The sequence below is a fragment of the Novosphingobium sp. genome (assembly GCF_030696665.1).
Lineage (GTDB): Bacteria > Pseudomonadota > Alphaproteobacteria > Sphingomonadales > Sphingomonadaceae > Novosphingobium.
Map to the genome: position 1 here is coordinate 69,093 of NZ_JAUYRV010000013.1, position 11,996 is coordinate 81,088.

Genomic DNA, 11,996 nt, shown 5'->3' on the forward strand with positions numbered 1-11,996 from the left:
CTGATAGTCGGAGAGGCAGGAAACATGGGATCGCTTGACGGAAAGATTGCGGTGGTAACCGGTGCGTCTGCCGGAATTGGCGAGGCGATTGCCCGCAGACTTGCCGCTGCTGGTGCCACGGTGGTGCTGGCCGCGCGGCGCGAAGACCGGCTTGCGGCACTGGCACAGCAGCTTGGCGGAAAAACCGGATATTTCGCCATTGACCTTGCGGTGCCCGATGCCCCGCAGGCGCTGCTTGATCATGTCACGGCACATTATGGCACGCCGGACATCGTAGTCCATAATGCGGCCGTGCTGCATGTGGGTTCAATCGACGAGTTTGATCTTGCCCATCTTCAGCCGATGATCGCGATTAATTACGAATCGGTGGTGCGCAGTTGCTATCTGTTTGCGCGCGCGATGAAGGCGGCAGGTCGCGGCCACATCGTCAACATTTCCAGCCTTGGCGCGAATATCACGGCAGTGGGCACGGGCATCTATGGCGGGCTGAAAAAGGCGTTGGAGATGTTCACCGATGCGCTGCGGATCGAGCTGGCCGGCACCGGCGTGAAAGTCGGGCTGGTTGCGCCGGGCACCACCAGTACCGAGATTTTCGAGCCGATGAAGGCCGATGGCAAGGCGGCGTGGGACACCTATATCCCCGCGCTTGACCCCGACGATATTGCAGGCGCGGTGCTGTTCCTTCTGGAACAATCGCCCCGCGCCAATGCGGCGCGCGTTCACGTCTATTCGGCGCACGAAGTGTTCTGATGGGGGCAGAGCCGGGCGGTCTGGATCGCCAGGCTCTACCGATCACGGCCAGTCACGCCAGACCGAGCATTTCCGCATCCGCCGCTTCTGGATAAAGCGTGAGCGGGAGGCCCGCGACTGTCGGCCCGAAGTAATAGGCGTGTCCGCCAGTTTTGAGCGCGCGGGTGTGACGCACCGCAAATCCTGACGCCTCCAGCCGTGCGCGCGCGCCTTCTACGTCATCATGCATCATATCGACCGAGGCCAGCGCGCCCTCGGTGCCATCGAGCAGCGCGGTCGGCCCTTCGATCAGGCGAACGCGGTGCGTGCCGCACAGCGCCCGCGCGCCAAGCCCTGCCGGATCGGTTTCCTGAAATTCCATGTCAAAGAACCGGTTCAGGTCGGCGGCCAGCGCGTCGATATTGGCGGAAACCACGGTCATGCAGCCGATCTTGGGCGGGGCAGCGTCGTCAAGCGCGTCGAACGGCAGTTCGGACCGTACTTGCGCCTCGTTCACCCCTTCGGTGCAGGCAAGGAACTTGATGCCGTGAAAATCGGGGCCGAACAGGTATTCGTTGACCTTGGGCACCGGCAAATAGCTGGTAGCGATCGGCAAATGCCCTGCTGCGGTCATCCGCGCGAGCACCGATTCTGCATCTGCCACGTCGATCGCGATTTCGATTAGCGGATCGCCCTCGGCGAAGGGCAGCCCTTCCGGACCAGGCTGGATCGGCTCCACCCCGTGTTCGCCGAACATCACCTTGAACCCGGCGTCGGGGTAGATTTCGGCAATGATCCCCGGCGTGAAGAATTTCAGACCAAGCAGCGCGCCCATCTCCTGCGTGAAGCTGCCCATATCGTCAACGCGCCAGGCCATGCGGCAAAATTTCGGCACCATCAGGTTTCTCCCAATCCGGTCGGCCCGTTTTCAGCGTCGGGCAGATTATCCGCTCGGCTTTGAATAAGGCACGCCGGTTGGGGCCGATGTCCCGCCCTTTGGTAGGAAGCGCACATGGCCACCATGCGTATCCCTTTGTCATAACGATGGTTCCGGCCCGACAGGGAGACGACACATCCCGCCCGGCACCACATGATGGAGAGCATGATGGCTGAATCGCAAGATCCAACAAATCGCGGCGCATCAGAAAGCGCCGACCAACTCGAACGCATCACCTTGTGGGCCGAAGCCAACCTTGGCGGCAAAGTCACGCGGGTTGAACGGCAGCGCCGCTGGCGTCCGGTGTGGCGCGTAAGCATGGAAGATGCCGGGCAGGAGCGCGAATACCTGTTCAAGGCTGATCGCGTTTGGGCAGCGCATCCCTATCTCCATGTCCACGAAATGAACCTGCTCAACGTGCTGGCTGCGCACGATATTCCGGTGCCGCCGCAGCGTGGGTTCTGCAATGACCCGCCCGCCATCGTGATGGACTGGGTGCGTGGTGGCCGCGATCCGGGCCTTGTCATGGAAGCGGTGGAAACCGCATCGACGATGACGCCGGATCGCTGGTCGGCTTCGCTGCAATACATGGCGCAACTGGCCGCCATGCACAAAATTCCGGTGCCAGCGCTGGAAGCCATCGGTTGCAGCAAGCCCGAAGGCCCCACCGAACTGGCGCTGCAGCACTACGAACGCTTTCAGGCGATGTATGATGAACAGGGCATCGTCGATCCGCCGATGGAATTTGCCACGCGCTGGCTGCGCCGCAACGTGCCGATGCACCGCAGCCGCATATCGCTGGTCACCGGCGATTGCGGCCAGTTCTTGTCCGACGGACCTGATCTGACGTGCGTGATCGACGTGGAAATCGGGCATTTGGGCGATCACCTGCACGATCTTGCCTGCTTCCGTGGGCGGCATCCTGTTGAAAACATGGGCGATCTTCCATCGCTGTTCCGCCACTATGAAAAGGCGCTGGGCGAGCCGCTAGACTTGGGCGTGATCGCCTATCACACCGTCGCGTTCCTCGGCGTCGGCTACTTCGGCCCGCTGTTCGCTCTTTCACGCACCGATGCCGGTGGCGATTGGGTGGAAGCCGCCGTGCAATGCGCGTTCATCGGGCGGCGTATGCTCGAAGCGCTGGCTGAAGTGGAAGGCATCGCGCTGGACGAGCTGACCCTGCCCGATCCGCGCCCGTCACCGCTTGAGGAAATGGCGCTGAGCAAGCTCGCCGCCGATCTCCACCGCCTGCCGTTAAGCGAGACTTTCGCCAGTTGGCAGCGGGGCATCCTTGCCAGCGTGCCCGAATACCTCCTGAATCAGGCGCGCTACCGCCGCTGGGCCGAAGACACAGATCTTGATGAACTCGCAGTGGTGCTGGGCAAGCGCCCCGCCGATCTGATCGAGGCCGACAAGCTGCTGGTAGATCTCATCCGCACGGCCGGGCCAGAGCGTGATGCCGAACTGCTGCGCCTGATGCACCGCCGCCTGCTGCGCCAGTGTCTGATCATCGCCGGGCCAGACGCTGCAGAGGATCACCTCGCGCTTATGAAGGTAGAGCCGCTACTTGATGGCCGGATGGACCGCGTGGGCGATCCTGCGCTGGCCTTCGCTTGAAGTCCTTGGGGCGGGCGCAGCGAAGGGCCTGCGCCCGCCAGCCCATGAAGCGCGAACAACGCGCGTTGTAAAAGTGAGCAAAGCGATGGATCTTGGAATCAAAGGCAAAGTGGCGCTGGTTACCGGTGGCACGATGGGCATGGGCCGGGTTGTTGCCGAACGGCTGGGTGAAAATGGTGCCAAAGTGGTCGTCGTCGCACGCGGGCAAGCGGGGCTTGATGCCACCGTTGGCGCAATTGTGGCCAAGGGCGGAGAGGCCGTTGGCGTCAGCGCCGATCTCACCGATCTGGGAGCCTACGCCTATATCGCCGCCGAAGCGGCCAAGGCATTCGCCGCACCCGACATCGCAATTTTCACGCCAGTTGCACCGCCTTCAGGCGGGTTTGATGCGTTTGACGACAATGATTTCGACGAGGCCTATGCCAACATCGTCAAGGCCTTCCGCCATTTCGCTCGCGCCGTGGTTCCGGCGATGAAAGAGCGCCGCTGGGGCCGGATCGTGACCATCGGCTCGGGTGCGGCCAAATCGCCTGCACGCGCATCGGTGCTCAATTTCGATTATGTGCTGGCCAATGTCGTGCGGCCAGCGGGCCTTGGTCTCAGCCGCAGTCTGGCCGACGAACTTGGTCCGTTCGGCATTACCGTCAACACCGTGGCGCCCGGCTTCATCGATACTGGCAAGGCCTATGGCGCGTTCTTCGAACAGTGCGCCGCCGATGCGGGTATGGAGTTTGAACCCTTCATGGAGGCGTTTCTGCGCCGGATTCCTGCGAACCGGTTCGGCAAGCCCGAAGAAGTTGGCTCGCTTGTCGCGTTTCTGTGTTCGCAGGACGCTGGCTATATCGCGGGTCAATACATCGTCGCCGATGGCGGCTTCATGCAGGCCTATCATTGATTGGCCCAAATTCCTGACAGTGAAAGAGAACGCACCATGAAAGCTATCCGGTTCCTGTCCACGGCGGCAGGCTTGGCGATGATCGCAGCAACGGGTGCTTGTGCGCAGACTGCGCCAAACACCACCTTCAATGCGCCCGCAGACGTGGCGGCCATCATGGAGGTCGAGGAAATCCTCGCCACCGAACTCGACGTCGACAAGATACTGCCGCACTACGCCGACGATGCCACGGTCCTCGATCTGTTTGCTCCCGGAGTGTTCCGGGGGAAGGCGGAAATCCGCGCCGGGTTTGCGCCGCAGCTGGGTGCGATAAAGTCGATGGAAAAGACGACGCCCGAAATGATCGTGGCCACCAACGGCACGTTTGGCTGCGCCGCCAGCCAGGTTGCCTATCAAACCGAGATGAAGGACGGCACCAAGTTTGCCATGAACGTGCGCGTGCTCGATGCATTCAAGAAGATCGATGGCAAATGGCGCGTGGTGCAGCAGCATCTGTCGTTCCCGGTCGATCCCGCGACAATGAACGCGCTGACCAATGCACCGATCCAGCCGCGCACGATCACATGGTCGGCCCAGCCTCTCGCCCCGGTTTCGACCACACCTGAAAAGGCGAAGGCCGAAATCAAGGAGTTCATGGACGTGGGCGGCGCTTCGGTCGGGCTGGAAAAGCTGATGAACTATTATGGGCCGGGCGATGACACCCTGCTTTATGATGCGTTCAGCCCCAGAGCGGTGATCGGTAAAAAGGAAATCGCCGATTTCTATGCACCGATCATGGGCAGCTATACCGGGATCTCGCTGACGATGCCAATGTTCGAGGTTGATTCCGACGGTTCGTTCGGCGTGCAGATCGATACGCAGAAGTTGACCTTGACGATGAAGGACGGTTCGAAGCGCAATGTCGCCCTGCGGCAAAGCGATTGCATGCGCCGCGTTGACGGCAAGTGGTACAGCTTCCTTGAAATGGTTTCCTACGTGACCGACGCCAAAACAATGAAAGCGCAAATCACGCACTGATCGCGTCTCGCCTTAAAACGGACGCCATGCCAAAGGGGCCGCCGCAAGGTGGCTCCTTTTTTTGTTGGGTCGGCACGCTTCAAATATGCGCGTGTCACACAAACACAAAAAACGGCGGCTGCTTTACGCAACCGCCGTCCTTCGAAGTTATGTGCGTTCAGATCAGAAGCTGTACTTGACCGTTGCACCATAAGTGCGCGGGGCACCCTGGAACTGCACCGTAGCACCAAGGCCAGTGTAGCTGTTGAACACGTTGGTGAAGTTCGCCTTGTTGCCGACGTTGCGGCCCCACACAGTGACTTCGATCGCAGGATCGTTGAATGTGTAGCTCGCCTGAAGGTTGATCAAACCGTAGGCACGGACGCGCGACGCCTCGTTGGCGATTGCCGTTGCAGCCGCCAGCGCTGGATTTCCTGTCGTGAAGAAATCGAAGTAGCGCGAAGCGATGTAGGAATAATCGCCGTGCAGTACCAGTTTCCCGGTTTCCATTTCGAAGGTCTGTGTGATCGAAGCGTTGGCTGTCCACTTCGGTGCCTGAGTGATCGGTTCACCCGAGCGATCGACCTGGACAATCTGGCCGTTGACCAACTGCGCTTCAATACGGCTGCCCTTGACATAGGACGCGTTGAGGTAAGCAACACTACCGCCAATTTCCAGACCATCCGTGGGGATGACGGTGCCTTCGAATTCGAAGCCATAGGTCTTGGCCTTGCCGGCATTGGTGTTGAACTGCGTCAGACGCGTAGCACCCGTGCCATCAACGAAGGTGGTGTTGATGATGCGCTGAACGTCAAACTGCCAAGCGTGGAACACGGCAAGATTGGTACGCAAGCGATTGTTGAAGAACTGGCCCTTGATGCCGCCTTCCACGTCACGCACGTCTTCTGGCTTGAACGAGCTGGAGTTCGGTGGTGGAACCGGGCGTGCATTGAAGCCGCCCGAGTTGGAAGCACCGCTGGTCTTCAGATAGACGAACACGTCAGGCGTAAGCTTCACGTCGATACCGGCAGTCCAAGCTGGATACTTGAACTTTGCTGTGCCGACGTCATGGCATCCGCTGTTAGGAGCAGCAAGGCCGGTTGGCGATGGCTTGCCCTGGTTCACGCCTGCCTGGCAAGTGATAGCTTGGCCTGGACGAGGCACATTTGGCGTGGTGCCCTGACGATCAATTTCGCGCGTATCCCACGTGTAACGCAGGCCGCCGGTAAGACGGATGTTGTCGTTCACGTTGTAGTAGAGCTGGGCGAACACACCCTTTGAGGTCGATACGAACGAGCCAAAGGTGTTATCGCCACCGCTTGCGGCCGGCGAAGCATAGAAGATCTGCGACCGTGACTGTTCAGTACCAGATTCACGGAAATAGATGCCGCCGAAGATGTACTGCAATTTGCCGGCATTACCGGAGAACTGCAGTTCTTCGCTGAACTGGTGCTGCTTGTAGGTGCTGATGAAAGCGCCTGCGCCAGTGTTGGTGCCCAGCAGATCGAGGTTGCTGGTGGTGTTGGAGTTACGATAGCCAGTGATCGACTTGATCGTGATGTCGCCAACATCGACCGAGAGGTTGCCCGACAGCGAGTAGGCCTCGTTGAACGTGCCGCTATCATCGATAGCACGATCGCCAGTGAATGGTGCGGAGTAGTTGACCCTCCAGTCACGCGAAAGCAGCGAAGCCTGCTGTGCATCGGTGGCGAACTCGGTGTTCAGATACTGCGTGATCGGGCCGATCGGGCCTTTCGAGAAGTTCGTGAAAAGCGAAGCAGGCACCGAGACCGTAGCTGACAACGGGATCAGAGCCGAGCCGGGAATGGCACCCGAACGAACGCCCTGCGAAATGCCGTAAAACGCTGCGTTCGGCCCAGCTGGGTTGATTGCGGCAACAGCAACCGGGTTGCCGGTGTCGCGATAGTTCATGTAGTCGCCCGACAGGTTCAGCGTCAGCGGAACCGAATTTGGTGCCCACTTGAGCGAGCCACGAGCGTAGTATTCGCCCTTGATTCCGCCGTTGGCGCCGCCGGTCGAGAGATTGGGGAAGTAGCCGCTGCGATCGTTGTAACGACCAGCAACGCGCACGCCCAGTTCGTCGGTCAAAGGCACGTTCAGAACGCCTTCGGTGACCTTCTGCGAATAGTTGCCGAAACCGACCTTGAGGTAACCTTCCGTCGCATCCAGTTGTGGCTGCATGGTGGTCAGGTTGAGCGCACCACCGGTGGTGTTGCGGCCGAACAGTGTGCCTTGTGGGCCGCGAAGCACTTCAGCGCCTGCAGCGTCAAGGAAGCCAAGGTTGCCGACCATCGGACGGGCCACATAGACGCCGTCGATGTAAATGCCGACTGCAGCGTCCGAATACGAGTTCGGGCTGTTCTGCGCCTGACCACGAATGGCGAGGTAAACGATGGTGGCAGGACCGGTGCCGCCGGTGCCGATCGAAAGGCTTGGCGCTGTGCGTGCCAGGTCGGTGACTTGCAGTACCTGACGTTGCTGCAGCGTTTCTGCGCTCAACGCGGTAACGGCAACCGGGACCGTCTGGATGTTTTCACTGGTACGACGTGCGGTAACGACGATGTCGGCAAGGCCGGAGCTGGCTTGATCGCTGTCGGTCTGTGTCTGCGCACTGTCTTGTGCCAGCGCTGCACCAGAAAACGCAAAAGCTGCAACCGGTGCTGCAGTAGCCAGAAGAATTCGGTTAAAAGTCGAAAATCGCTTCATGATATTCCCTCCCATTTTTCGCACGGACATTGTGTGTCCGGCAGTTTATTTGGGCAGACGTAGAGGCCTGTTGGACAGAAACCTCAAACCCCGTCTGCGCCGTTTCTAAGACATGCTATGCCGAAACTTTGATCATAATGAGATGATGCGTGATCGTGCATGTGGAACACTGTCGGCATCCTGCCATTGACCGTCGCGAAACAGCAATCGCGCTCGCCGAATTTTGCTGCTGTGTTGCGCACGATCGTGCCAATGCGTCATTTCATGCATAATCCAAATTCCGCAAACGCCCGTCAGTGGCTGCGATGGCAGTGGTACGAAAGGACGGCCCTGCACAAACCCATCTTTCGACAGGGGCGATTGCGGTTGATAGAACGAAGTGATGCGCAATGAGGCTATCGTGCAGGGGTTTGTGCTCCGATCCGTCAGGCCGTTTACGGGAGATGTATGAATGACCGACAAGTGGGCGAAGGGTATCGAGGTATTCGATGCCGTTTACGGCAAGGGATCGTCGGCAATGGTCGAATCGGCCCCGCGTTCGCCGTATTTGAATGAGACAGTGGAACATCTGTTTGGCGACATATGGGCAACCAGCGCGCTATCGATGCGTGACAAGCGCCTGATGGTGATTGGCGCGACGACGATGCTGGGCCGCGCCGATCTGCTGGAAATCCAGATCGCGGGCGCTATCCTCAACGATGAAATCACTGACGAGCAGTTTGAAGAAATGAAACTGCTGATGCTGTTCTACGCCGGAGCGGGCAATACCACGGCTCTTTCACGCGGGATCGACATGGCGCGCAAGCGTGCCGCAGACATGACGGGGCAAGGCTGAAACGGCTGACCTGTCCGGCGAAAGGTGCCGGGCGCAGCGCTGCAATCGAAGCTTCGTTCCACCGAATTATAACAACAAAGTGGAGCGTATGGTGGCTGTTGATCGCGAAGACGCGTTGCGCCTTGGGCACTTCTGGGCGACTGTTTCGGAAGAGCACGACACGGACAAATTCCAGACCGTGCTGCACGATGATTTCGTCATGTGGTACAATTTCGATCCGCAAGACCGGACCCGCGCCGAATTTATCGAGACGCTGAAATCTGCCCATGCGATGTTCAAGAACCAGAAGAACGAAAACGCGCAGATAACCGTCACCGAAGATGGCTTCGTGCTGCAGGCGACGATGACTGGCATTCTGGATGGTACGGCCATCTCGTCGCCCTATTGTTTCATCGCGCGGATCAAGGATGGCCTGATCATTCGCGGGGATGAGTATTTCGACACCGCACAGCTGACGAAACGTGCGGGGCGGCCAGGAGAAGGCATGGTCTGATTGTCCAGGCTCCCTTTCCCGTTTCCTGTTTGACGCCGCGTCAACGCTGATCGTTGGGCAGATCATGCGCGGGTCGCTACGAAACCATGCATAGAATGGTGCAGGCTTGTGCTTTGCTGCCCGCATTGGGGAATGCACCCTGCACGTGGCGTATTTTGGAGAGCATTTCGATGGGTATGGAGCAATCAGCCCTGCAATCGTTCGATCTCGGGTCCGGCCCGTTGATGCCCGATTCCTTCATCATGGAAACCGGCCAGGTCGATTTAACGGTCTACACCTCGAAGGAGCGCTTCGATGCAGAGCGCGAAATCTTTGGCCGCGTGTGGCTCAACATCGCCGAAGCATCGGAAATCCCGAATGCGGGTGATTGGGTCGTGCGCGATGTGAAAGTCCGCTCCTCCTCCATCCTGATCGTGCGCGGCAAGGACATGGTCATCCGAGCCTTCCACAATATCTGTTCGCACCGGGGCATGAAGCTGGTGTGGGACGACAAGGGGCGGGGAGGGAAATTCTCGTGCCCATATCACGCGTGGATGTTCGATTCCGCAGGCGACCTCCGCCATATTCCCGACGAAGGCTGTTTCCCCCATGTCGACAAACAGGCCAGCGGCCTCACCCCGGTGCGGTGCGACACTTGGGAAGGCATGATCTTCGTCAATCTTGACGCGCAGGGCACACAGACGCTGGCAGACTTCCTTGGCCCGGTGGCACAGCGGCTGAAGGACGTGCCGTTCGGCAGCTATCCCTATACCGCGCGCGTCGGGTCGATGATTGACGCAAACTGGAAGCTGGCGATCGAGGCGCAGTGCGAGGCGTATCATGTACGCGCGCTCCATTCCCGCACCGTTTCCAAAATGTTGTCTTCGGCCGAAAACCCCTATGTTCATCCTCTGCACACGGAATTCCTTGGCGCGCACCGGATGAACTCGGTTCCGCGCAACCCGGACTTCGCGTTATCGCCTGAAAAGCTGGTGCAGGCGTTCTCGTTCATGAATGCGCAGCAGATGGTGATTGCCGACACCGGCGCGCAGGAAAAACCGGAAGAGACATTCGCAAGCCATCCCGACATCAACCCGATCCGGTCGAACGTCTGGGGCAACGACCAGTATGTGCTCTACCCGCACTTCATCTTTCATATGTCGCTGGGCGGCTGGTGGCTGCACCGCTTCTGGCCGATTGCATCCGACAAGTGCTATTGGGAAGCGGTCTACCACTTTGAACGTCCGCAATCCCTGCGCAACCAGTTTGCGGTGCAGTATTCGCTCGCGCTCAACCGCGATACGCTGATGGAAGACAATCTCGCGCTGGTGCAGCAGCAGGAAGTGATGGAAAGCGGCGCGAAGAAGATCGTGCAGTTCGGCGAACAGGAAGCGCTGTGCAAGCATCTCGCCGCCGTTTCCGAAGCTGCCGCAAACGATGCCGAGGCCGCCCGAACCGCAGCGCAGTAGGGCCGCCAGCCCAAGGATAGGCGTAGACGCGCTCACATCCCACCACGCTTGTTTGCAACCGCAGTTTTGGGACGACAGAATGGATCTGGGGATCGCAGGCAAACGCGCGCTGGTGACCGGCAGCACATCTGGCATCGGTGCCGCAACGGTGAAGATGCTTGCAGCCGAGGGCGTGTCCGTGATCATCAACGGCCGCAACGCCGAACGGGCCGAGGAGGTGCGCAGTGCCATCATGGCAGCAGGCGGCGCGGCAGCCATCGCGCTGGGCGATCTTGCCACCGATGAAGGTGCTGAGGCGGTTATGAATGCCGCCCACGGTGCGTTCGGGGGGATCGACATTCTGGTCAACAATCTTGGCCAGTATGAACCCTTCGCCCCGGTGTGGACCGACGCCACGCCAGAACAATGGGCCGCGACTTACGATGCCAATGTCATCGCCGCAGTGCGCACGATCCGCGCCAGTGTGGAAGGCATGAAGGCTGCTGGCTGGGGGCGGATCATCAATATTGCGAGCGGTGCCTACACCGAACCGCCGCCCGAATTTCCGACATACGGCCCGTCCAAGGCCGCGCTGGTCAACCTGTCGGTGGGTCTTGCCAAATCGCTCGCTGACACCGGAATCACCGTGAACACGGTCAGTCCCGGCAATGTCTTGACCGAGGCGCTTCGTTCCAACCTGCCGATAATCGGCAAGGCCAACGGCTGGGAAGAAACCGATGTGGCCGCGCTCGAACGCCGCTTTGCCAAACAGTGGCGCAGCCTGGTCAGCCGCACCGGGCGGGTCGAGGAAATCGCTGCCGTGATCTGCTTCGTCGCCAGCACGCACGCCTCGTACATCACCGGCACGAATTACCGCGTCGATGGCGGCTCGCACGCCACGCTCAATTAGAGGTTCACCGGAATGAAGCTTGCAGGCAAAGTTGCGATCATCACCGGCGCGGGCAGCGGCATGGGGGCTCAAGAAGCCCGCATGTTTGCCGCAGAGGGCGCAAAGGTGGTCATCACTGACATCGTCGGCGATGCGTGCCGCCAACTAGCCGCCGAAATCGGCCCCGCTGCCATCGCGATCGAACATGACGTGGCGGACGAAGCGGGCTGGACCCGCGTGACCGAAACGGCGCTGGCAACCTTCGGAAAGATCGACATTCTGGTCAACAATGCGGGCCTCACCAAGTCCGACACCTTCGACAACACCGACGTTGCGTTCATGCGCCGGATGCTCGACGTGAACATCATCGGCTCGTTTCTGGGCATGAAGGCAGTGCGCGGGCCGATGAAGGACAACGGCGGCGGGGTGATCATCAATATCGCCTCGGGCC

Annotated in this window: 11 protein-coding genes; 9 read left to right on the forward strand and 2 right to left on the reverse strand. The window is 59.8% G+C overall.

Going from position 1 to position 11,996, the window contains the following annotated elements:
- Positions 1-24 precede the first annotated feature (24 nt).
- Complete coding sequence (locus Q8R81_RS02860; RefSeq protein WP_305615932.1) at positions 25-750, forward strand: SDR family oxidoreductase; 726 nt, start codon at positions 25-27, stop codon at positions 748-750.
- Positions 751-802: 52 nt separating this feature from the next.
- On the opposite strand, the gene Q8R81_RS02865 is transcribed toward Q8R81_RS02860, so the two are convergent.
- The gene (locus Q8R81_RS02865) at positions 803-1,606 is read right to left on the reverse strand and encodes a hypothetical protein (RefSeq protein ID WP_305615933.1); all 804 of its coding nucleotides are present in this window, start codon (positions 1,604-1,606) and stop codon (positions 803-805) included.
- 228 nt (positions 1,607-1,834) lie between these two features.
- Between Q8R81_RS02865 and Q8R81_RS02870 the strand changes: the two genes are divergently transcribed.
- The 3 genes from Q8R81_RS02870 to Q8R81_RS02880 all read left to right on the forward strand — a co-directional run bounded on the left by Q8R81_RS02870 (position 1,835) and on the right by Q8R81_RS02880 (position 5,195).
- The gene (locus Q8R81_RS02870; RefSeq protein ID WP_305615934.1) at positions 1,835-3,283 is read left to right on the forward strand and encodes a hypothetical protein; all 1,449 of its coding nucleotides are present in this window, start codon (positions 1,835-1,837) and stop codon (positions 3,281-3,283) included.
- 85 nt (positions 3,284-3,368) lie between these two features.
- A complete protein-coding gene (locus tag Q8R81_RS02875) occupies positions 3,369-4,178 on the forward strand; it encodes an SDR family oxidoreductase (RefSeq protein ID WP_305615935.1) in 810 nt (269 codons plus the stop codon).
- A gap of 36 nt (positions 4,179-4,214) precedes the next feature.
- Positions 4,215-5,195, forward strand: a complete 981-nt coding sequence (locus Q8R81_RS02880) for a nuclear transport factor 2 family protein (protein ID WP_305615936.1) — start codon at positions 4,215-4,217, stop codon at positions 5,193-5,195.
- Positions 5,196-5,357: 162 nt separating this feature from the next.
- Here Q8R81_RS02880 and Q8R81_RS02885 read toward each other — a convergent pair whose 3' ends face one another.
- Positions 5,358-7,901: a TonB-dependent receptor gene (locus Q8R81_RS02885; RefSeq protein ID WP_305615937.1), complete on the reverse strand. Its 2,544-nt coding sequence runs from the start codon at positions 7,899-7,901 to the stop codon at positions 5,358-5,360.
- Positions 7,902-8,352: 451 nt separating this feature from the next.
- On the opposite strand from Q8R81_RS02885, the gene Q8R81_RS02890 reads away from it, so the two are divergent.
- The 5 genes from Q8R81_RS02890 to Q8R81_RS02910 form a co-directional block, all read left to right on the forward strand.
- Positions 8,353-8,736 (forward strand): carboxymuconolactone decarboxylase family protein, encoded by a 384-nt coding sequence (locus Q8R81_RS02890; protein ID WP_305615938.1) that lies wholly within the window; start codon positions 8,353-8,355, stop codon positions 8,734-8,736.
- Positions 8,737-8,827: 91 nt separating this feature from the next.
- The gene (locus Q8R81_RS02895) at positions 8,828-9,229 is read left to right on the forward strand and encodes a nuclear transport factor 2 family protein (RefSeq protein ID WP_305615939.1); all 402 of its coding nucleotides are present in this window, start codon (positions 8,828-8,830) and stop codon (positions 9,227-9,229) included.
- 170 nt (positions 9,230-9,399) lie between these two features.
- Positions 9,400-10,677 carry an aromatic ring-hydroxylating dioxygenase subunit alpha gene (locus tag Q8R81_RS02900; protein WP_305615940.1) on the forward strand — a complete coding sequence of 426 codons (1,278 nt, stop codon included), beginning with the start codon at positions 9,400-9,402 and terminating at the stop codon, positions 10,675-10,677.
- Between the two features lie 79 nt (positions 10,678-10,756).
- Positions 10,757-11,566: an SDR family NAD(P)-dependent oxidoreductase gene (locus tag Q8R81_RS02905; RefSeq protein ID WP_305615941.1), complete on the forward strand. Its 810-nt coding sequence runs from the start codon at positions 10,757-10,759 to the stop codon at positions 11,564-11,566.
- Between the two features lie 12 nt (positions 11,567-11,578).
- Positions 11,579-11,996: SDR family NAD(P)-dependent oxidoreductase (locus Q8R81_RS02910; RefSeq protein WP_305615942.1), on the forward strand; the 418-nt coding region annotated here is incomplete at its 3' end.